19 protein-coding genes are annotated in these 21,343 nt (G+C 70.0%); 9 read left to right on the top strand and 10 right to left on the bottom strand.

From position 1 onward, the window contains the following. Positions 1 to 53 precede the first annotated feature (53 nt). Complete coding sequence (locus IT371_08150) at positions 54 to 1,844, top strand: hypothetical protein (protein MCC6747613.1); 1,791 nt, start codon at positions 54 to 56, stop codon at positions 1,842 to 1,844. Continuing rightward, the gene (locus IT371_08145) at positions 1,841 to 3,931 is read left to right on the top strand and encodes a hypothetical protein (GenBank protein ID MCC6747612.1); all 2,091 of its coding nucleotides are present in this window, start codon (positions 1,841 to 1,843) and stop codon (positions 3,929 to 3,931) included. Before IT371_08150 ends, IT371_08145 begins: the two co-directional genes overlap by 4 nt. Positions 3,932 to 3,949: 18 nt before the next feature. Here the strand turns inward: IT371_08145 and IT371_08140 are convergent, their stop codons facing one another. The 7 genes from IT371_08140 to IT371_08110 all read right to left on the bottom strand — a co-directional run bounded on the left by IT371_08140 (position 3,950) and on the right by IT371_08110 (position 10,295). Beyond that, complete coding sequence (locus IT371_08140; protein MCC6747611.1) at positions 3,950 to 5,242, bottom strand: aminotransferase class I/II-fold pyridoxal phosphate-dependent enzyme; 1,293 nt, start codon at positions 5,240 to 5,242, stop codon at positions 3,950 to 3,952. A gap of 51 nt (positions 5,243 to 5,293) precedes the next feature. Then, the gene (locus IT371_08135; protein MCC6747610.1) at positions 5,294 to 6,673 is read right to left on the bottom strand and encodes a PFL family protein; all 1,380 of its coding nucleotides are present in this window, start codon (positions 6,671 to 6,673) and stop codon (positions 5,294 to 5,296) included. Positions 6,674 to 6,690: 17 nt separating this feature from the next. Continuing rightward, complete coding sequence (locus IT371_08130; protein ID MCC6747609.1) at positions 6,691 to 7,272, bottom strand: hypothetical protein; 582 nt, start codon at positions 7,270 to 7,272, stop codon at positions 6,691 to 6,693. Between the two features lie 44 nt (positions 7,273 to 7,316). Beyond that, complete coding sequence (locus IT371_08125) at positions 7,317 to 7,862, bottom strand: hypothetical protein (protein MCC6747608.1); 546 nt, start codon at positions 7,860 to 7,862, stop codon at positions 7,317 to 7,319. 120 nt (positions 7,863 to 7,982) lie between these two features. Continuing rightward, positions 7,983 to 8,687 (bottom strand): DUF1707 domain-containing protein, encoded by a 705-nt coding sequence (locus IT371_08120; protein MCC6747607.1) that lies wholly within the window; start codon positions 8,685 to 8,687, stop codon positions 7,983 to 7,985. After that, on the bottom strand, positions 8,684 to 9,652 hold the full coding sequence (locus IT371_08115) for a hypothetical protein (protein MCC6747606.1): 969 nt from the start codon (positions 9,650 to 9,652) through the stop codon (positions 8,684 to 8,686). Before IT371_08115 ends, IT371_08120 begins: the two co-directional genes overlap by 4 nt. Positions 9,653 to 9,836: 184 nt before the next feature. Beyond that, positions 9,837 to 10,295: a hypothetical protein gene (locus IT371_08110; protein ID MCC6747605.1), complete on the bottom strand. Its 459-nt coding sequence runs from the start codon at positions 10,293 to 10,295 to the stop codon at positions 9,837 to 9,839. Positions 10,296 to 10,922: 627 nt separating this feature from the next. On the opposite strand from IT371_08110, the gene IT371_08105 reads away from it, so the two are divergent. From IT371_08105 to IT371_08075, 7 genes are all read left to right on the top strand, one after another. Continuing rightward, positions 10,923 to 11,264 (top strand): hypothetical protein, encoded by a 342-nt coding sequence (locus tag IT371_08105; GenBank protein ID MCC6747604.1) that lies wholly within the window; start codon positions 10,923 to 10,925, stop codon positions 11,262 to 11,264. Positions 11,265 to 11,539: 275 nt separating this feature from the next. Continuing rightward, a complete protein-coding gene (locus IT371_08100) occupies positions 11,540 to 12,514 on the top strand; it encodes a cytochrome c3 family protein (GenBank protein ID MCC6747603.1) in 975 nt (324 codons plus the stop codon). Positions 12,515 to 12,518: 4 nt separating this feature from the next. After that, positions 12,519 to 13,313 (top strand): cytochrome b/b6 domain-containing protein, encoded by a 795-nt coding sequence (locus IT371_08095; GenBank protein MCC6747602.1) that lies wholly within the window; start codon positions 12,519 to 12,521, stop codon positions 13,311 to 13,313. Continuing rightward, a complete protein-coding gene (locus tag IT371_08090) occupies positions 13,310 to 13,672 on the top strand; it encodes a hypothetical protein (GenBank protein MCC6747601.1) in 363 nt (120 codons plus the stop codon). Before IT371_08095 ends, IT371_08090 begins: the two co-directional genes overlap by 4 nt. Continuing rightward, positions 13,656 to 14,597 (top strand): hypothetical protein, encoded by a 942-nt coding sequence (locus tag IT371_08085; protein MCC6747600.1) that lies wholly within the window; start codon positions 13,656 to 13,658, stop codon positions 14,595 to 14,597. Before IT371_08090 ends, IT371_08085 begins: the two co-directional genes overlap by 17 nt. Then, positions 14,594 to 16,534: a HAMP domain-containing protein gene (locus IT371_08080; protein ID MCC6747599.1), complete on the top strand. Its 1,941-nt coding sequence runs from the start codon at positions 14,594 to 14,596 to the stop codon at positions 16,532 to 16,534. Before IT371_08085 ends, IT371_08080 begins: the two co-directional genes overlap by 4 nt. Continuing rightward, entirely contained in the window at positions 16,531 to 17,946 is a 1,416-nt protein-coding gene (locus IT371_08075; GenBank protein ID MCC6747598.1) for a sigma-54-dependent Fis family transcriptional regulator, read from the top strand. Before IT371_08080 ends, IT371_08075 begins: the two co-directional genes overlap by 4 nt. Before the next feature lie 37 nt (positions 17,947 to 17,983). Here the strand turns inward: IT371_08075 and IT371_08070 are convergent, their stop codons facing one another. Genes IT371_08070 through IT371_08060 form a run of 3 tightly spaced genes read right to left on the bottom strand, consistent with a single transcriptional unit; the run spans position 17,984 to position 21,075 of the window. Beyond that, positions 17,984 to 18,940 (bottom strand): polysaccharide deacetylase family protein, encoded by a 957-nt coding sequence (locus IT371_08070; protein MCC6747597.1) that lies wholly within the window; start codon positions 18,938 to 18,940, stop codon positions 17,984 to 17,986. Next, positions 18,937 to 19,713 carry a glycosyltransferase gene (locus tag IT371_08065; GenBank protein MCC6747596.1) on the bottom strand — a complete coding sequence of 259 codons (777 nt, stop codon included), beginning with the start codon at positions 19,711 to 19,713 and terminating at the stop codon, positions 18,937 to 18,939. The genes IT371_08070 and IT371_08065 overlap by 4 nt, the downstream gene beginning before the upstream one ends. A gap of 42 nt (positions 19,714 to 19,755) precedes the next feature. After that, a complete protein-coding gene (locus IT371_08060; protein ID MCC6747595.1) occupies positions 19,756 to 21,075 on the bottom strand; it encodes an FAD-dependent oxidoreductase in 1,320 nt (439 codons plus the stop codon). Between the last annotated feature and the right edge of the window lie 268 nt (positions 21,076 to 21,343).

Raw genomic sequence — 21,343 nt, 5'->3', positions numbered from 1 at the left:
CTTCTCGTCGGTCGCGATTTGACAGCCTCGATCCCCGCCCCTATTCTTCTCGCGTGACTCCATTCCGTCGGATCGGCAGCCTGGCGCTGCTGGTCGGGGTGCTCGCGACCCCGGCAGCGGCCCAGCAAGGTCCCGCCACACTTTCCGTTGAGCAGATCCAACCCGGCCAGAAGGGCTACGGCCTCACGGTCTTCTCGGGGTTCAAGATCGAGCGCTTCAGCGTCGAGGTGGTGGATGTCCTGAAAAACTTCCTGCCCAAGCAGGACGTGATCCTGATCCGCTGCGACCACCCGCGGCTGCGCATCACGGGGATCCAGGGAGGGATGAGCGGCAGCCCCATCTACATCAACGGCAAGCTGATCGGCGCGCTGGCCTACGGCTGGCGCTTCTCGAAGGAGCCGATCGCCGGGGTCACTCCGATCAAGGACATGCTCGAGCTCGTGAAGTGGAAGACCCGCGGCCCGTCGAGCCCGGCGCTGGTCCAGGCCCGGCCGCGTCCGGGCGAGAGCCGCGCCCTGGCCGAGCTCACCAAGCAGGAAGGGTGGTGGCGCACCCCCGTCTTCTCGCGGCAAACCTATCCCGAGGGCGGACTCGCGCCGGTCTCGGTCCCGCTCGCCGCCGCCGGCTTCTCGACCGAGGCGCTGGCCGACCTGAAGGCCGCCCTCGGACCGCTCGGCTTCGAGCCGATGCAGGGGGGCGGCACCGGACGCGCCGAGGGACCGGACAAGCTCGCGCCCGGCTCGGCCGTCGGAGTCCAGCTCGTGAGCGGCGACCTCTCCCTGACGGGGACCGGGACCGTGACCTGGGTCGGCGGCAACAAGGTGCTCGCCTTCGGCCACAACATGTTCAACGCGGGCGAGATCTACCTGCCCGCCGTGACGGCCAAGATCAACCACACCGTGGCGAGCCTCTCGCGCTCCTTCAAGCTCGCGAGCCCCGCGCGCCCGGTCGGCACGCTGGTCCACGACCGACAGCCCGGAATCATGGTGGACACCGGCCGCCGCCTCCCGACGGTGCCGATGAAGGTCACGCTCCGCGACGAGGCCAGCACGCGCGTCTTCAACGCCCAGCTCGCGAGTCACCGGCTGCTCACCCCGTCTCTGGCCGTCAGCGTGGTGAACAGCGCGCTCACGCAGGCCATGTCCGAGGTCTCGCACTCGACCTTCCAGGTCACGACCACCCTGGTCATCAAGGGGCAGGCGCCGGTGAAGATCGTCGAGCACCGCTACGCCTCGGCCGGCGTGCGCCGCATGGGCATCTTCTTCGTGGACGGGCTCCGCGCCCTCTCGATGATCCAGAACAACGACTTCGGCCCGGTGGAGTTCGAGCGGATCGAGGTGGACATCAACGTGCGCTACGGAGCCCACGTGGTGGACATCACCGAGCTCTCCCTGAGCTCGACCACCGTCGAGCCGGGCTCGCGCGTCAACGTGACGGTCAAGTTCCGCCCCTACGGCGGCCACGAGTTCACGCAGACCTACCCGCTCGAGATCCACCCCTCGCTCGCCGGGTCGGTCCTGCAGCTCGAGGTGGCCGGCGGCGGCCTGGTCTATCCGGAACGGGCTCCCGCGCAGAACCTCAAGCAGTACCTGAAGCAGCTCCAGGAGAGCTACCCCGCGCAGGCGGTAGTGCTTAGTCTCTACACCCCCGCACAGGGGCTGAAGCTCGGCGGCCAGGTGCTGCGCGACCTGCCGCAGTCGGTGATGGACGCGCTCCACACCGCGTCCAGGATCCGCAGCGAGCAGACCTACCAGCCGGTGCAGCGGCAGATCTTCGGCACCGCCCGGCTGGTGGGCGGCCGCCAGCGCATTCGCATTCGCGTCAAGAGCGAGGTGGAAAAGTGAGCATTCGCCCACGGGCAACCCATAAGCCGATCCTCGCCGCGCTCGTCCTGCTGGGCCTCGGCGCGCTCTCGAATGAACTCTTCGCCATCCCGACCGCCACCTTCGAGGTCTCGAGCTTCGAGGAGCTGGACAAGGGGCAGCCCAAGGGGACGCTCATCTCCTCGGAGGGCGAGATCGTCGCCGGCCGCAACGCCTGGCGCGTGAAGAGCGGGCCCCTGGCGATGGTCTGGTCGCGCGCCGTGGACAGCGCCGGCAACGTCTACTTCGGTACGGGCGACCCGGGGCAGATCCTCGCCGTCCGCGGCAGCACCGCGCGCGTGGTGACCGATCTGAAAACCGTGCTCGTCACGGCGCTCGCCGTGGGCCCGGGGGGCAAGCTACTCGCCGGCACGATGCCCGACGCGAAGATCCTCGAGGTGGACCCGAAGAGCGGCACCTGGCGCCAGCTCGCCAAGCTCCCTACCGCGCACGTCTGGGCGTTGGTCCACGACCCGCGCACGCGCCGCATCTACGCCGGCTCGGGCGCTCCCGGTAAGGTCTTCTCGATCCCCGAGGGAGGCGGCACCCCAAGCGTCTACTACGACCCGGGGGAACAGCACGTCCTGTCGCTGGCCGTGGACGGCAAGGGGCACGTGCTGGCCGGCAGCGCCGAGAACGCGATCCTCTATCGCATCACCGCGGCGGGCAAGGCGAGCGCCATGCACGACTTCGACGCGAGCGAGCTGCGCCGCGTGCTGGTGGGGCCGAACGGCGCCATCTACCTCGCGGTGAACAAGTTCCCGGGGCGCACCGCCGGCCTGCCGCGCTACGACGCCCCCGAGGCCGGCGAGGCCGGCACGCCGCTGAAGAGCGAGAGCCGCCGGGTGCGCGCTCCGTCGACAAAGCTCCGTCCGCAGGAGCTGCGTCCCGGGGCGAAGCAGGGCAAGGGGGCTCTCTACCGCATCGACCCGCAGGGGCACATGGACGAGCTGCTGACCCTCGACAAGGGGTACTTCACGGACCTCGAGCTCGACGGCGAAGGCATGCTCTGGGCCGCGGACGGCGCCGAGGGGAAGGTCTACTTCGTGCGCCCCGACCGGACGGTGCTGACGGCCTTCGACCTGCCCGAGCGGCAGGTCCTGGCCCTCGCCGTCACGGGCAAGGCCCAGTACCTCGGCATGGGGGACGCGGGGGCGATCTATCAGGTGAGCGCGAGCCCGAGCGGCCAGCCCTCGTACCAGAGCAAAGTCTTCGACGCGAAGTTCCCCTCGCAGTGGGGGCAGGTGCACGTGCAGGGCTCGGCCAAGGTGAAGCTCATGAGCCGGAGCGGCAACACGGCCAAGCCCGACAAGACCTGGAGCGGGTGGCACGGCGCGCAGCCCGTCTCGGCGCAGCGGATGCGCCTCACGAACCCGGTCGCGCGCTACGTGCAGGTGCAGGTGAACTTCCAGGCCCCCTTCAAGGGGGCGCTGCGCAGCTTCGCCATCCACTACCGACCGCAGAACCAGCGCGCCACGATCAGCGAGGTCACCGTCGATGACGCGGGGGCAAGGGGCGACAAGGGGAAGGCCGCCAAGCTCAAGATCAAGTGGAAGATGGACAACCCGGACGGAGACCCGCTCGTCTACCGGGTCTACTTCCGCGAGGAGATGGGCGTGAACTGGCGCAAGATCAGCGGCCACGACCCGCTCGAGAAGACCGAGCTCGAGTGGGACACTGAGCCCGTGGCCGACGACTACTACCGCATCAAGGTCGTGGCCTCGGACGAGAAGGGCAACGGTGCTGAGCACGTCCTCAAGGACAGCAAGGTGTCGGCGCCGGTCCTGATCGACAACCGCAAGCCGGAGATCACCGGACTGAGCGTGCGCTACCCGATGGCCTCGGGGCTGGCCCGCGACTCGTACAGCGCGATCCAGCTCGTCGAGTACTCGGTGGACGGCAAGCGCTGGCGCACCGTGAGCCCGAACGACGGGGTCTACGACAGCCCGGCGGAGGGCTTCCGCCTCAAGCTCCCCGGCAAGCTCAAACCCGGCACGCACATCCTGGCGGTGCGCGCGAAGGACTCCGCCGACAACCTGGGCGTGGCACAGATCCGGTTCGTGAAGTAAGGCACCGCCCGGGGCGCGCTACTCCTCGGGGTGCAGCGGCACTCCCGCCTTGACCCAGTTCTTGCGGATGCGCTCGAACGACGCGAGCAGCCGGTCGATCTGCGCCTTGCTGTTGTTGGAGGTCACCGTCACCCGTAGCGCCTCCTGCCCGCGCGGCATCGTCGGGTACGGACACGAGGTGAGAAAGATCCCGTCGCGGTAGAGCCGGCGCGAGGCCTCGATCAGCTTCTCGGTGTTCCCCGCCCAGACCGAGACGATCGGAAAGTGGGTTCGGTTCATCACGTGGAAGCCCTGCGCGCGCAGGCCCGAGATGAGGCGCTCGCACAGGGCGTAGACCTTCGCGCGCCGCTTGTCCCCCACCTCGAGCTGCAGGTCCAGCGCCGCGTCGAGCACTCCGAGCGCGAAGGGGGTCGGCGGCTGCGTGTAGTCGAGGGGCTTGGCATACGCCAGCAGGAACTCCTTCATCCGCGGGCTCACGAGCGCAAAGCCGGCCGCCGCGGCGAAGCCCTTCGAGACCCCGGCCACGTAGAGGAGCTGGTCGTAGGACATGCCGTAGTGCCGCACCAGGCCGTTGCCCTTGAAGCCGTACGGCATGGCCTTGGTGGGCTTCTGGCCGACGAAGGCCAGTCCGTGTCCGTCGTCGACGTAGACGAGCGCGTCGTACTTCTTCGCCAGCGGCACGAGCTCCGGCAGGTTCGCGTAGTCCCCGGTCATGCTGTAGACGCCGTCCACGCAGATGAGCTTGCGCCGCCGCTTGCGGTTCGCCTTCAAGAGGTCCTCGAGGCGCGTGAGGTCGCCCTGCTCGTAGGAGAGGAGCGCCGCCCCCTTGTCACGGGCCATCTGCGCCGCCTGGTACATCGTGGCGTGGGCCGACTTGTCGAGGAAGATGGCGTCTCCCTCGAGCGCCAGGGCTGGGATGATGCCGATGCTGGCGAGCGTCGAGGTAGGAAAGAAGACAGCGTCCTCGCCCCCCAGAAAGCGCGCGATCTTCTGCTCGACGTGCACCATCAGGCTGTGCGTGCCCATCAGGCGCGCCCGCCCCGAGTGGATGCCGAACTTCTTCGTCGCGGCCGCGCCGGCCTTGAGCAGGACCTTCACGTCCTGGTCCATGCTGATGTAGTTGCACGAGGCGAAATCCGCGAGCTCGTGCCCCTCCAGATCCACTAGCTCGCGCTTGTGGATCGACCGCACCTTGACGTCGTACTGACGGCTCTCCTTGAGCACCGAGAGCAGCGGGTCCCGCTGGTGGCGGTCACCGAGGGTCAGATAGCGGTCTTCGAGCGAGGTCGTTCGTCGCTTGGCCCGCGCCATGGGACTCCTCCTCTCGCAGAGCAGCGGGTGCGTTCGCCGCGCCGGCTCGCCTCAGTTACGCAGGCTGATGATCGGCGCGGGGATGCGCCCGCCGTGGCGCACGAAGGCGGCGCCGCTGAAGCGGTTCACCGCCTGCACCTGCGCGGTGCCGAGCAGCCCGCCGAAGTCGTAGCTCTCGCCGGCCACCTTGCCGGGAATGGGCAGGATGCGCACCGCGGTGGTCTTGTTGTTCACCACGCCGATCGCCATCTCGTCGGCGATGATCGCGCTCAGCGTCTCGGCCGGGATGTCGCCGGGAACGGCCACCATGTCCAGCCCCACCGAGCAGACCGCGGTCATCGCCTCGAGCTTCTCGAGGGTGAGCGCCCCGAGGCGCGCGGCCTCGATCATGCCGTGGTCCTCGCTCACGGGGATGAAGGCCCCCGAGAGCCCGCCCACCGAGGAGGAGGCCATCACGCCCCCCTTCTTCACCGCGTCGGTGATGAGCGCGAGCGCCGCCGTGCTCCCCGGCGCTCCGGTCCGCTCGAGCCCGAGCGACTCGAGGATCTCCGCCACGGAATCGCCGATGGCCGGCGTGGGTGCGAGGCTCAGGTCCACCACGCCGAAGCGCGCGGGGGGTCCGAGCCGACGCGCCACCTCGCGGCCGATGAGCTCGCCGGCGCGGGTGACCTTGAAGGACTGGCGCTTGACCGTCTCGGCGATCGTGCCGAGGTCGCAGTTGGGCTGCTCGGCGAAGAGGCGTCGCAGCGCCGAGAGCACGACGCCGGGGCCGGAGACGCCTACGTTGAGCACCACCTCGGGCTCGCCGATGCCGTGCATCGCGCCGGCGATGAACGGATTGTCCTCGGGGATGTTGGCGAAGGTGACGAGCTTGGCGTTGCCGATGCCACCCTCCGAGGCGGTGAGCTCGGCGAGTCGCTTGATGCGCTCCCCCATGAGGAGGATCGCGTCCATGTTGATCCCCGCGCGCGTGGTGGCCACGTTGATCGACGAGCAGACGCGCTTCGTCGAGGCGAGCGCCTCGGGGATCGAATCGAGGAGCACGCGGTCCCCGGGGGTCATCCCCTTCTCGACGAGCGCGGAGAAACCACCGATGTAGTCCACGCCCACGTCGGCGGCGGCGCGATCCATGGCCTCGGCCACGGGGACGTAGCTCGACGCCCCGCTCGCCTCGGCCACGAGCGCGATCGGCGTGACCGAGACGCGCTTGTTGGTGATCGGCACCGCGAACTCCTGCTGTACCTGCAGGATCGTCGGGACCAGCCGCTCGGCGCAGCGCTCGACCCGCTCGCGCAGCGCGGTGCAGGTGCGGGAGATCTCCTCCTTGATCACGCCGCGCAGCGAGATCCCCATCGTGACGGTGCGGATGTCGAGGTGCTCGTGCTCGATCATCCGGAGGATCTCGGCCACCTCTTCGCGTTGCCAGATCATGGGTGCGGTCGCCTCGATCAGACCCGCTGGAGGGCCCGCACGACGTCCTCGTGCATCACGACGGCGTGAACTCCGAGCGCTGCGGCCGCCTGCTGGAGCTTCTCCTTGAAGCCGGAGAGCGGCACCGTGAGCGCCCCCGTGTCGACGAGGATGATCAGCGTGAAGTAGTCCGAGACGATGGTCTGGCTCACGTCCTCCACGTCTCCACCGCTCTCGGCGATCGCCGCGGTGAGCGTGGCGATGACGCCCCGCCGGTTGCGGCCGGTGGCGGTCACCACGGCGCGATTCTGGTTGCGGCGACGGCTCTGCTCGACGCAGCCCGTGCAGAGCGAGAGCGACGCGGCCGATGGGCGCGGGAGCACCGCGCCGAGCGGCGTGGTCATCGTGCCGTCCCCGTTGTCCGTGGCGCTGCCGCTCGCGGTCGAGCCGCCCGCCGATCCGCTCGGGCTCGTCGCGCCCCCGACCCGTGCGTCGGCGGCGACGGCGGCCGCGACCTCACGAGCCACGAGCGCCACTACCTCGGCGTCGGCGCGTCCGAGGCGCTCGGTGACCATGCGGGTCACCGCACGCACTACCTGGTCGAGCTCGGCTTCTCTCATGGACCTCGCTGCCAGAACCTACGGAGTGGGTCCGCGCGGCGATGTTAGGCGACCTTCTTCTTCCCCGAGGACTTCTTGGAGTCACCCTTCTTCGCGGACGTCTTGGCCGGCGCCGACTTGCCACCCGACTTGCCACCGGGCTTGCCACCCGACTTAGCGGGCGTCTTGGCCGCCGCCTTGGCTGCCGCCGCCTTGGCTGCCGCGGCCTTGGCCGCTACCGCCTTGGCCGCCGCCCTCGAGCGCCGAGGCCGCTTCGCACGCTCGGTCTTGCGCTCCCACTCGCCGTGCAGCGCAAGCAGCCGGATGCTGGTCAGACCCAGGAGCTTCTCCCGGTAGTCCTTGTCCTTGCCGCGATTCATCAGGGCAAGGACCGCATCTACCATCTTGCTCTTGTCACCGAAGCGCTTCTGAATCGCGGCGCCTCCGTCGTGCAGGCGCAGCAGCTTGCTGTTCGGCGCGGCGAGCAGGCGCTTCGTGAAGTCCTCCTTGGACTCCTCGCCGCGATCGAGCAGCGCGACCACCTTGTCGACCAGCTTGTCCTTGGTGCCGTGCAGCTCCTTGACGAGCTGAAGCGGGGTCTTCTTGGCCATGACTCACTCCTCAGGCGGCCCGTCGGGCCGGCGCATCTCCAAAGCGGGCGCTACTCTCGGTTGTTCCGATTCCCCTGTCAAGTCGATTGGCGTGCGCGGTCGCGATCTAGGCCAGCGGGATTATTGGTTCCCTGGACCGAGGCGGCGCGGCTCCGAGCCCGGCGTGCGCGCGGCGGAGAGCGCCTTCCGCTCGCGCCTGCGCCGCTTCCAGGCCTGAAACCCCGACTCGCCCGGAAGCCGTTCCTCCACCTCGGCGTTGCCGAACACGGCCGTGCCCGTCACGCGCAAGGTGCACGGACTCGCCTCGTCGCCCGACCCGCCGCGGCTATCCTCGAAGTTTCCGAAGACCCCCGTGCCGTGGAGCTCGACCCGCACCCCCGGAGGCACGACGAGGTGGACGTTCCCGAAGACCGCCTTCACCCGCACCGACGTCACGCCGGGGGCCAGCCGCGCCTGCCGGAAATCCAGCTCCGTGTTGCCGAAGACGGAGACGACCTTGAGCGCTCGCGGAGGGGTCCACTCGCGGGTGCGGGTCACGTTCGAGAAGACGGCCACCACGGAGGCCTCGGGAGGAACCTCCTCGAGGCGCGCGAGCGCGACCACCGGTCCGGACGCGACGAGCGCGTCCTGCCTGGACGCGGGGGCGAGGTCGGCCACGAGGACGCTCAGCGCCTCCGCGCTCTCGGCCCGCTCCACGAGCTCGAGGCGCCGTTCGTACTCCTCCAGCTCGAGCCGGTCCTCGGAAAAATGGTGGGCGAGCACCTCGGTGACGCGCTGGCGATCGGCCTCGCTCACCCCGACGCGAACTGGGAGGTCTCCGCTCATGGGCGGATGGTGGCACCCGCGACGGGGCCTGACAACCGGCGTTTGTGCGGAATGACCGGGGTGCCCGGCCGGAGCGGGTGGGGCTCGCCGTCCAGAGGAAACGCGTACCGGAAGTAGTCCACGCGGGGCCCGTGCGCCTGGGCGTAGGAGATGTCGCGCGTGCCGTCGGTGGTGAAGCTCGCGACGTGTAGCCCCTCCTTCACCCAGTCGAAGAGCTGGCCGGTCTTGTACTCCGGAGTCCTGTAGCCGTCGTAGCGCGGCTTGAGAAAGAGGTGGTCCGAACGCGCGTCGGGTAGTCCCTGCTGCACGAGCTGCCGGAGCGTGGGAAGCCGCAGCCCCTCACTGCCATCCGGCAACGTCTCGACGCGCCCCGTGAGGTAGCGGTTCTCCGCGCCGGCCCACCAGGCCGCCCAGGCCATGTCCGCCGTCTTCCCGATGCGCCGATCGTAGTGCAGGTTCTCCCCGTACCAGAAGAAGCGCTCCCACAGGGCTCCGAAGCGCTCCACGACGATCGGGTCCACGATCCCGAGGTTCCGACACGTCTCCGCGGCGTCGCGTCCCACGTCGCGGATCTTCACCGACGCCAGGCGCTCGAGCTCGGGGGGCCGCTTGCCCTGCCACTGGGCGGCGAAGGTCCGGGCCGCCGCCTGCGTGCGATAGCGCGTGTCGACCAGGGTGTTGTCGATGTCCCAGACCATCACGCAACGTTGCCCGAGCCGCACGCGGGCCTCGACGTCGGCGAGCACCGCCTGAAACAGGCGGTCGCCGTCGGTGCCGGCCCGGGCGCGTCGCCACGAGAGCAGAACCTGGCGCTTCGCGGTCAGGACCGCACGTACGACCGGCTGAGCGATCCTCGGCACGTGCTCCAGCGCCTCGCCCAACCGCGGCCGACGCCGTCCCTCGACGGAGGCCGACCAGAGCAGGCCGCTCAAGAGGAGGGTCAGAGGAAGCCAGACGGGACGCACGCGCGCTGCTAGTGCAGGGTCCGTACCACTGCCCGAGCGGTTGGTGCGCCGCGTGATCTCCGGGGGTTGTCGCTCGCCCTCTCCGGGCTCGGCCCGCCCGGTCTCACCCGAGCGCGCCCTGGACCCCAGCGGTGGCAGGTGCGTCGGCCAGCGTACCGTCGGGTATCACCCAGGGCCGCCTGCCTCACCGGCAGCGAGGGGGCGAGCTGGCGGTATCGCAGGTGCCGCCCCCCTTGCACGGCAAGCCGTGCGTGTTCATCCCCGCCTCGCCGCAGGTGATGCAGTAGTCGGTCCCCGAGGCCTTGCGACAGACGTGCTGGCTCCCCGGACAGCGTGACACCTGCGTCCCGCTGCAGTCGCAGTACATCCCCGTCCCCCCGGGATAGGCCTGCGTGTAGTCCCCGCTCAGGCAATAGCCCGCGAAGCTGTAGGCCTCGCAGCTTCCGAGGGCGGGCATCGTGCTGCGCGCGCCGGCGCGGCAGGCGAAGCACTCGATGGGGAGCTGGCCCGTGGTCGGCGTCCAGCAGGTCGTGCAAGCGGAAACGCACTCGTTCTTGAACCGGCAGTACAGGGGAGCGCCCGAGCAGCTCGAGCAGTTCGTGGCCCGCACGCACGTCCCGTTGCAGCGCAGCTGATCGGGCATGCACCCTCCGGCTGCGTCCCCCGCCACCACGGCGTCCGGGCGCAGAGAATCTGGCCGCGGACCGTCGCGGAGGGGGGCGTCGGGCCGAAACAGATCGAGAACGCGCGCGTCTCCTCGGGGCCCGTCCGGGGGCGGACCGTCGAACGGTCCCCGGTCGGACGCTGTCCCGTCCACCGACAGGTCCGAGGCGCCGTCCATGCCCCGCTCGGCGCGCGCGTCGTGGGGCTGAACCGCTCCGTCAGCGCCTGAGGCCGCGAAACGGAACAGCCGATCGCACCCGACGGAACTGGTCCCGAGAAGAAGCGTGAAGGCTATGAACCCGGAGCCGCGAGGCACTGCCTCCAGGATAGTGCGACTCGCCGCCGCGGGCCACCTGGCGGTCCTCGGGATGTCGTCGGGATGCGGGCGCGGCGGCCTCGGGGCGGCCGACGGCGCCTCACGACACGCGTCGGCATTTCCGGATTCCCGAACCCGAGGAATCCTCGACGGATGACCGCGCGTGACGGGAGACGCAGACAGCGCGCTCGATCCGCGGCGACGCAAACCGCGAGAGACACACGCCGTCGAGTTTGGCTCTCGCCTTGCAGTAGCCGACTGCGGATGTCGGAAACCTGAAGGAGGTTCGCCATGCGCGTCGGAAAAGAACATGCAGCTACGAAGTGGGGCACGTACGTTGGCTCCGGGCTCGGACTGGTGGCGTTCCTCCTCCTGGGGGCCGTGCCGGCCCTGCTCTTCGGCGGGTACGCGGGCCTGATGATGGCGCACTTGATCGTCGGCGCGGGCCCCGAGCCTTCGATCCTGGCGCGGGTGCTGACGGGGGGCGGGATGCTGCTCGGCCTCGCGGCGGTGGGCTTCCTCTTCCTGGTTGCCGGGGCCTTCCTCGGTACCGTGGTGGGCTATGGAGTGGACGCGGTGGCGAGCTGGGGGACGTCGATGGCGGCCGACAAGGCGAGAAGCCCGAGCAAGTAGCCTCGCGCGGAACCGCTCCACGGGGGCTGTCGGCAACTCGCAACAGGCGCTGTAGCGGTTCTCCTACGCACCCGTCGGCCACTCCCTACGCGGCCTCTTCTCGACGGTGAGGCGCACGAAAAAACCGAGCCGAAGATGCTAGCCGGGACCCGGCTCTTCGATGCGCGTCGGGAAAACCAGACAGACGCGCCCCCCGCCGATGAGACCCCGGCACGCCGGTCGAGCAATGCCGCGCACCTGCGAGAAGTGGAACGGGCCTTGCTCCGCGTAGGGGCATGAGCCTGCGCCGCGCAGAAGCTGTCGCCATCTCCCTATCGAAGGTCCTGATCGCCGCCGCCATGCTGGCCTCTCCCGGAAGCGCCGGCGCCGCCGGGGGGGAGAAGAAGGTCGCAGCCCCCAAGGCGGCCAGACCCGAGGCGGGCGACGACGCGAAGGCCAAGGGAGGCGCGAACGACGCGCGCTGGTGCCGCGCGTGCCACCTCCAGACCCGCTTCAACGCGGCCTCCGTGTCGAAGTCGGCCCATTTCGAGCTCACCTGCCGGGACTGCCACGTGGGCTACCACTTCAACCCGCACGAGCCAGTGGAGAAGCCCGACGAGGAGGTGGGCGCGGCGCTCAAGGGCCTCGCGCGCCACGACCCCGTGGCCCTGGCCGAGTGCACCGCATCCTGCCACGACGACCTGGTGAGCAGCGCGGGACGCTTCCCCCATGGGGCCGGGCGGAAGGGCGCGCCGCGCGGACCGAAGGCGCGCACACCGTATTGCCTGGACTGCCACGGCGACTCGCACCTCATCCCCGCCTCGGAGAAACAGGCCGCGCTCCCGCGCCGTCGCCTCGAGAACGATAAGTGCCTCCATTGCCACGCCGACGAGCGCGTGACGGCGGCGGCGAAGGTCTCGCGCGAGGTGCTCCCCTCGTACGAGGACTCGGTGCACGGACGGATGCTGACCCTGGGCTCGGAGCGCGCGCCGGGCTGCGTGGACTGCCACGGCGGGCACGAGCTCGTGACGAAGCCGGAGAAGATGCTGGCGCGGTGCCGCAAGTGCCACGCGAAGGCCACGCCGAAGTTCGCGGGGCTCGTGACCCACAAGCCGCTCGGCCCCGGCCATCGGCCCGTCTCTTTTTACACGCAGAAGTTCTTCGGGTGGCTGACCTTCCTCACCATCGCCGCGCTCGGGGTGCACATCCTGCTCGACCTGGCGCGCGCCCTGCTCGGTCGGCTGGCCGGCGGCCGCTCGGAGAAGGAGTAGACCCATGGATCCGGCGAGACCCGACACCTCGACCCCTGCCGAGCGGTCCGCTCCGGAGCTATCCCCGGCGGCCTCGGAATCCGTCCTTCGCTTCGACGTGCATCAGCGCTTGCAGCACGCCCTGATGGCCCTCTCCTTCACCGTGCTGGTGCTCACCGGCTGGCCCCTCTCCGCGCACGGCGTGGGGGCCTCGCACCACCTCGTGAAGGCCTTCGGCGGCCTGCACCAGTGCGGGGTGTGGCACCGCGTGGCGGCCGTCGTGCTGATGGTCGCGGCCGTTTATCACCTGGCCTACCTCGCGTCGCTGCTCGTGCGGGGGCGGCTGCGCCTGCGCATGCTGCCTCGCCCGCGCGACCTCGTGCACCTCTTCCAGAACCTGGCCTTCTTCATGGGGCTGCGCCGCGCCCGCCCTGCTTTCGACAAATATTCCTATTTCGAGAAGTTCGACTACTGGGCGGTCTTCTGGGGCATGGTGATCATGGCCGGCTCGGGCCTCGTGCGCTGGTTCCCCGAAGCGACGGTCAAGCGCTTCCCCGTCTGGGTCTACGAGGTCTCCTACTACGCGCACGCCGACGAGGCGATCCTCGCCGCGCTGGCCATCTTCGTCTGGCACTTCTACAACGTGCACCTGCGGCCGAGCGTCTTCCCCATGTCGCGGGTCTTCCTCACCGGACGGCTGACCCTCGCCGAGCTCAAAGAGGAGCACCGCGCGGAATACGACGAGCTGATGGCTTCGCGGGCCGCGGCGGGCCGCGCGACCGGGGAGACCCCGTCCAGCCACGAGGAGCGGAAGTCGTGACCCAGCGCGCGCGCAAGGCCGTGCTCCAGCTCCTGCTCGGCGGCGTCGTCGTGGCGTCGCTGGCCCTCATCGCCGCACAGCTCCGCCGCGCGCAGCCCGCCCTGGCGGAGCTCACGCGGGCGGCCGGAGCCGCTTCCCGCGCAGTCGTCCCGTCGAGAACCGAGCGCCCCGAGCCACCGACGCGACTCGAGTCGCTCCCCTGCTTCCGCTGCCACAACCTCGGCCGCTATCATAAGGGGAAGGACTTCTCACACGACCAGCACCGCGAGGAAGGGGTCGGCCACTGTCACGTCTGTCATGCGTTCTCCGGTCATTTCGAGGTGGTGGTGAGGCGGGGAACCTGTGACGGGTGCCACTGAGAAGGCGTCCCCCGCCAAGCGCCCTCGTCGCCCGGTCCTTCGCGTGGCGCTTGGCCTCGTGCTCGTCGGCACCGCGCTCGGGGTCGCCCTCGCCTACTCCAAGCTCTCGCGCTTCGTCGAACGCGACCAGCGCTTCTGCGCCCTCTGCCATCGCACGCAGAAGGAATACAGCCTCTGGACCAAGAACGAGCATCGGACCATCGTCTGCCAGCAGTGTCACCACCAGAGCCGGGGGGCGGCGCTCTCGATGCTCGGCACCTACGTCTGGCGCGGCGGCAAGTCCGCCGACGGGCGGAACAAGCTCGCCAAGCACGCCAAGGTCGACCTCGGCTCCTGCGAGAGCTGCCACGCGCAGCACGACGCGAAGTGGAAGGTGACGAGGCGCTCGGCAGGTCACCGTTCCCACGCCAAGACCTCCTGCCTCCGTTGCCACGCGCGCTCGGTGCACCGCTTCACCGACGCACTGGATAGCTGCGCCGACTGCCACAAGCAGGAGGTGCACGGCGCCAAGGGGATGGAGAAGCTGCACTGCACGACCTGCCACAACTTCCTCACCGGTCGCGACGACGAGCTGCGCCCGGGGCCCTCCACCTGTCTCGGCTGTCACCAGGCCCGCGGCGTGAAACAGGTGACCTTCCCCAGCCAGGCGCCCATGGCCCACCTGGCCTGCTACTCGTGTCATCGTCCGCACGCCCAGGCCGGGCCGCGCACCGTCGACTGCGCCGCGTGCCACGACCGCCAGAGCGTCAAGGGGCTGCACGCCACCCCGGGCCACGCGCGCTGTCTGAGCTGCCATCAGCTCCACGACTGGGCCACCCCGCGCGACCGCTGCCTCGGCTGCCACAAGCCTCAGGCCACGAAGCACCACGCCGAGCGGCGCTGCCAGAGCTGCCACTCCTTCCTCGGGGCAGGAGAGCGCCGATGAAGAGGCCCTCCTGGCTCCGCTGGCTGGCTCGCTTCTCGCTGCGCGGGCGGCTCCTCGGCATGCTCTTCGTCATCGTCAGTCTGATCCTCGGCGCGCAGACGCTGGTCTCGCTCTCCGGAGAGCTCTCGGCGCTCGACCGCCAGGTCGAGATGGAGGGGACCATCGTGGCGCAGGGGATCGCCACCGCCTGCGCCGACCTGCTCGACGCCGTGGACCCGACGCGCTTCGACCCGCTCCTCGTGCGCGTGCGGCGCAAGGTCCACCTCGTGAGCCTCGCGGTGCTCCGCAACGACGGACGCATCGTCGGCCACTCCGACCCGCGGCGCGTCGGTCAACAGGGGCGCACCGCCGGGGCGCTGGGCCTCGTACGCCCCGGCCGAGGACTCGCCGCCACCGGAGGTCCGCTCGAGTACCGCGTCTCCGCGCCGATCCTGCGCGGCACCGAGAGCGTCGTGGGGGTGGTCGAGCTGGCCTTCCTCTCCGACGAGGTTCCGCGGCGTGCAGTGAGCGTGATCTCCCGTGCCTCGATCCTCGGGCTCTTCTGGCTCGGCGTGGCCGCCGTAGCCGGGATCCTCTACCTGCGGCGCATCACCCGGCCGCTCGGCGACCTGACCCGCGCCGCCCAGGCGCTCCGCACCCACGGGGGAGAGCTCCCCGACACCGTGACACTCGCGGAGCCCGCCTCCACCCGCGACGAGCTCGGCCTGCTCCAGGGGGCCTTTTCCGACCTGGTCGTGGCCCTGCGTGCCGAGCGACAGAAGAACAGCGCCCTCGTCGCCGAGCAGCAGCAGATGAACGCCGAGCTCCAGGTCCGCGTCGATCGGGTCACGGCCGACCTGCGGGAGGCCTCGACCTACCTGCAGTCGGTCATCCGTTGCATCGGGGAAGGCTTGCTCACCTGCAACAGCCGGGGCGAGGTCGTCCAGGCCAACGAGGCCGCCCACCGCCTGCTCGAGGGCCTCGGGACGCCGAGCGAGGGACGCTCCGTGGGCGAGCTCTTCCCCGGCGCGGCCCCGCTCGCGGACGCCGTCCGCCGCGCGGTGGAGCGCGGAACCGCCGAGTCGCTGGAGCTCGTCACCGATGGAGCGGCCCCGCAGCGCGTCCTGGCCTGCCAGGTCTATCCCCTGACCCGGGGGAATGGAGCGGCGAGCGAGGGCGCGGCGAGCGAGGGTGCGGCGAGCCGCGGAGCCGTGCTGCTGCTCCAGGACGTCACGAACCGCCAGGAGCGCGAGCGGCGCCTGCGCGCGCAGGATCGCCTGGCCTCCCTCGGCACGCTGGCCGCCGGCTTCGCCCACGAGTTCGGCAACTACATGCACGCCATTCACGGCTTCGCCGAGCTCCTTCTCGACGCCGTGCCGGAAGAGGATGTGCGCCGCCGCGACGTCGCCACCATCCACCACGAGAGCACGCGCGCCATCGCGCTGCTCGAGCGCTTCATGCAGTTCGCGCGCCCGGGCCACGGAGAGTCCCTCCCCACCCTCATCGACCCGCTCGTCCGGGAAGCCGTCGAGCTCTGCTCGTACCGCCTCCGCAAGGCAGGCATCACCACCGTCGACCGCCTCGGCCTGGCGTCCTGCGAGGTGGCCTGCGATGCTAGGTTGTTGCGGCAGGTCTTCATGAATCTGGTGCTGAACGCGGTGGAGGCGATGCAAGAGAGCGACGACAGGCGGCTCACCCTCGCGTCGAGGGAGCTCGACGACGGCCTGGTGGAGATTTCCATCACCGATACGGGGTCGGGGATCCCGCCGGAGCTGCGCGAGCGCATCTTCGACCCCTTCTTCACCACGAAGGATCTCGGAACCGGCCTCGGGCTCGCCATCGCGCACCAGATCGTCGCCCGCCACGGCGGCTCACTGCGCGTGGAGAGCGAGCTCGGCGTCGGAACGACCTTTCGCACGCTGCTGCCGCGACAGGGACCGGAAGGAGGCAGACCTTGACGCTCCCACGAGTCCTCTTCATCGACGACCAACCGGCCGCGCGGGAGCTCTTCCTGCGCATGCTCGATCCGCAGCGCTACGAGGCCAGCGTCGCCGCCTCGGTCGCCGAAGCCGAGGAGGCCGTTCACCGCGCCGCCCCCGACGTGGCGATCACGGACCTGCGCATGCCCGGCGTGGACGGCCTCGAGGCGCTCGCACGCCTGCACCGGATCGCCCCCGAGTTACCCATCGTCGTGGTAAGCGCCTTCGGCACGGTGGACAACGCCGTGGAGGCGATGAAGAAGGGAGCCTTCGACTTCCTGCGCAAACCGTTCGACCGCGGCGAGATCGAGCTCGTGATCCAGCGGGCGCTGCGGCAGGTGCGGATTCTGAAGGAGAACGCGAGCCTCCGGTCGCAGGTCGAGCGCACCTTCCGCAAGGAGAACATCGTCTGCCGCTCCGCGGCCATGTCCGCGGTCATCGACCTCATCGAGCGCGTCGCTCCGTCGGACGTGTCGGTGCTGATCCAGGGCGAGAGCGGCACGGGCAAGGACCTGGTGGCCAAGCTCGTGCACCACAGCAGCCACCGCGCGGACGGCCCCTTCGTCTCGCTCAACTGCAGCGCCATCCCCGAGCAGCTCCTCGAGAGCGAGCTCTTCGGCTACGAGAAGGGAGCCTTCTCGGGGGCCGACCACCCCAAGACCGGCTTCTTCGTCAAGGCCGACCGCGGCACGCTCTTCCTCGACGAGATCGGTGACATGAGCCTGGCGCTGCAGCCCAAGCTCCTGCGGGTGCTGCAGGACGGCGAGTTCTACCCGGTGGGGGGCCGGCAGCTCGTCCGCACCAACGTGCGGCTCATCTGCGCTTCGAACCAGAACCTCCAGAAGATGATCGAGCAGAACCGCTTCCGGCAGGACCTGCTCTACCGGATCAACACCGTCTCGCTGGTCCTGCCGCCGCTCCGCGAGCGGCCCGAAGACATCCCGCTGCTCGTCGAAGCGGTGCTGGGGTCGCTCCGCGCGCGCCGCGATCACACCCCGCGCGCGGTCTCCGCGCCGGCCCTCCGCTGCCTGCTCGAGTATCGCTGGCCGGGCAACGTGCGCGAGCTCGAGCACGTGATCGAACGCGCGGTGCTGGTCTGCGACGGCGACGAGATCCAGCCGCAGGACCTGCCCCCCGAGCTACGCGCCGCTACTCCGGCCGCCGGCGCCGAGCTCGCGTCGCGACAGGCGCAACACGCACCGATCCAGTCCTACAAGGTCGCCCGCGGCGAGTTCGAGCAACGCTATTTCTCGCGGGTGCTCGACGAGGCGGGGCAGAACGTGCAGCGCGCGGCGGAGCTGGCCGGGCTGCACCGCACGACGCTCTACGAGAAGCTGGCGAAGCTCGGCCTCCACGTCGAGCGCCCGGGGCGCCCCGACACGGATCACTGAGCTTGCACAGAAGCACGTTGGTGCGTGATCAAACTGCTTAGATCTTTCCCTCGCGCTGGACGAGCTCCGCGGCCTCGCGGAGCGTGACGAAGCGGTAGCGATCCTTTAGCCCCTCGAGGGTGCGCAAGAAGATCGCCCGCTTCTCGGCGAAGGGGACGCGCAGGTCCGGTTGTCGCCCGGCGAGCGCCGTCGGAATGCGGTCGGCGACTGCGTCGGCCAGGTCGATGCCGTGGAGCTCCAGGTTGAAGAACGAGACGCGCGCCATCTGCGCGAGGACCGCGCTTCGCACCCACTCCGGCGCGACGGCGAGCATGGTGCCGATGGCCGGTACCCGCAGGCCCGGGATCACCGCCACGGGGAGCTCGACCAGCGGGGCGTGTCCTCGGCGCCAGGGGTGTTCCACGTCGGGGCGGTAGGGCTCCGTCGGGCCCGTGAGACCCCGCGGGTCCGAGAGCACGGCCCCCGAACGACGGCCGCGCAGCGCCATCATCGCCAGCACGGCGGCCTTCGCGGCGTAGTAGGGGGGCGAGGGGAACATGGAGCTGTCGTAGAGGTAGCCGTGGTTGGCGAGGACCCCGAGGACCTTGCCGTTGATGAAGTAACCCGGCGACCGGAAGCCGACGGGGGCGTGCCCCTCGCCGGCCAGCTCGCGCAGGAGCTCGTGCGTCTTGCGCACCTCCTGCTCCACAACCTGCTCGGGGAGGCGGCAGAGGTCGTACGGATGGGTGTAGGTGTGATTGGCGAGCTCGTGCCCCGCCTCGGCCATGCGACGCAGCGTCTGCTGCGCGTCGAGCTCGTCCTCGAGCTCGCGCCCGACGACGAAGAGCGTGGCGGGGATCCCCGCCTCGGCGAAGAGCTCCTCGAAGCGCGGCAGGGCCTTGCGCAGGACCGTGGCCTTGAGCTGCGTCGGGGCTCCGCCGAGCCCGTGGATCTCGTAGTAGGCGGTCAGCGAGTCGAGGTCGACGCTGACCGCGCAGAGCTTCTTCTCACTCACTCGAGCACCCGCATCACGTAGGTGAGGTACGAAAGGTTGCGGACCACGTTGGGCACCCGCTTGATCAGGTTGATCGACGGCTTGCGCTTCTCCACCACCCGGACGGGGATCTCCACCACGGGATACCGCTCCCGCTCCGCCCGGATGACGAACTCGCTGGCGAAGACGTCGCGGTCCACCACGCAGCGCCCCGCCGTGCCGACGAGCGTGTCACGATGGAAGGCCTTCATGCCGTGGGTGTCCGTGCCGTGGAAGTGGAGCACGGTGCGCAGCATCGTGTTGTAGACCACCGTGGCGACCCGACGGAAGACGGGGCGCGTGTCCTCGGCGCCGACCAGCACCTTGGAGCCCACGACCATCGCCGCGTCCCCGTTCACCAGGCGGTCCAGCGCGCGGCGGTAGAAGTCCATGTCCCCGAGGTCGATCTCGTCGCACACCACGTACGAGCCGCGGGCGCGCAGGATCCCTTCCTTGAGCGCCTTGCCGTAGTTCGGCTCGCCGACGGAGAAGTAGTCCACCTCGGGGTAGCGCGTCTTCAGCTCCTCGCAGAGCTCGAGCGTGCGGTCGACGCTGCCGTTCTCGGCGAGCAGGATCTCGAAGGTCTTGCCCAGCTCCTTCAGGTTCTCGCGCAGGCTGATCACCGAGGAGGCCAGGATCCCCTCCTCGTTGTAGATGGGGATCACCACGGAGAGCCACGGAATGGGCGACGCCCCCTCGGGGAGCCCCCCTGGGAGCACCTTCAGGTTCGGATTGCCGTCCTGCTGTGCCGTCATGCTCACCTCCGCCCGCGAGCGCGCGATCGCGTCATGGCTCCCCTACCCCTCGGCCGGCAACGCTGCCGCCGCCTCCGCCGCCCCGCGGCCGGCGAGGAGGCTATCCTCCATCGCGTTGTAGATCCAGGCCCCGTAGCGCCCGCGGGAGAAGATGCGCTGCCCCTCGAGGTAGCGCTGGATCGTCCCCACCGAGCTCTCGTAGAGCTCGTCGAAGACCACGTAGGCCGGGTCGATCCGCCGGACGTCGGCGAACAGCACGTCGTCGGGAGAGGCGATGGCCTTGACCTCCACGAGAGCTCGCACCGCGTCGGCGACCATCGCGGCGGGGTCGGGGCCGACCTCGCGGGTCGAGAGCTCGACGTAATAGCTCGCGCAGCCGGGCGGAGCCATGCTCGGCATGGCGTTCGAAAAAACGCCGACGCGATAGAAGGGAAAGCGCTCCTCGGGGACGTAGACCCAGTGGTAGTCCACGGGGCAGGGCCGGCGCGTGGCCACGTTCAGATAGACGAGCGAGGTGGCGCGCAGGCGGGCGGCGGCCTCCTCCACCTCGCGCGGCGGCTCGACGAGGAGCTCCACGAGGCGCGGGAGCGGCAGGCTCGGGATGAGCGCGTGGTAGCGCACGGTCTCGCCGTCCACGCGCACGGTGCGGGCCGCAGGGTCGATGGCCTCTACCCGGCTGCGCAGGTGCACGCGCGTCGGGTCCAGCTCGGCCACGAGCGCGCGGGTGAAGGTCTCGATCCCGCCTTTGCGCGGGTAGCGGAAGCGCACGTTGTAGCCCAGCTCGGAGGGGCCGACGCCGAGCGCCCCGGCGAGGACCTGCTCGACGCTCGGCAAGGGGACGAAGCGGCTGCACCACGCGCTCGTGATCTCCCGCGGGTGCACGCCCCAGAGCTTGGCGTTGTACGGCACCATGAAGTGCCGGGCGATCCCCTCGCCGAAGTGGTAGAGCACGTACTGCTCGAAGTTCCGCGGCTCGGTCGCTCCCCGTCGGAGCTGCGCGTTGAAGAGCCCGAGCAGGCACTCGTAGACCACCTCCGGCGGAAGCCCGTGGAGGTTGGCCTGGAAGGGGTAGAGCGTGAGCGCTCCGTGCGAATAGACGCGCGCCTTCCGCTCCACCTCGGCGAGCTCCGGTCCGAGCACACGCTCCGCCAGGGCCTTGATCCCCGGGTCCCGGAGGTGCAGCCAGTGGCCGGTCCGGTCGAAGTAGAATCCGTCGCGCTCCTCGGTGCGGGCGAGGCCGCCGAGCGTCTCCTCGCGTTCGAAGAGCAGGTACGGTCGCCCCGCGTGCAGCGCGGCGGAGATGCCGGTGAGCCCGCCACCGACGATGACCGTGGGGTGACCGGGCCCGGACGCGTGCGACATGCCGCCTCTCTACCATGAGGCCCCGAGCCGCGCCAAGCAGACGGCGGGTCGTAAGGCGGCCGGCCACAATTAGGTGTGCAGGGATCGTAGTCGAGGCGCCCGGATGGCGAGGCGCGACGAGGGCGCATACCCCTCGGTACGCAACCGAGGAGCAACGAAGCCAGCCGGGATGCATCGGCGGCGAGGATGCACAGGTAATTGTGGCCGGCCGCCTAAAGGGGAAAGGAGTTGCATCCCCACCGCCGGCCCCGGTAAAAAGCGGGGGACT

It is taken from the genome of Deltaproteobacteria bacterium (assembly GCA_020848905.1).
GTDB lineage: Bacteria > Myxococcota_A > Polyangia.
This window is presented reverse-complemented; position numbering and strand designations above follow the sequence as displayed.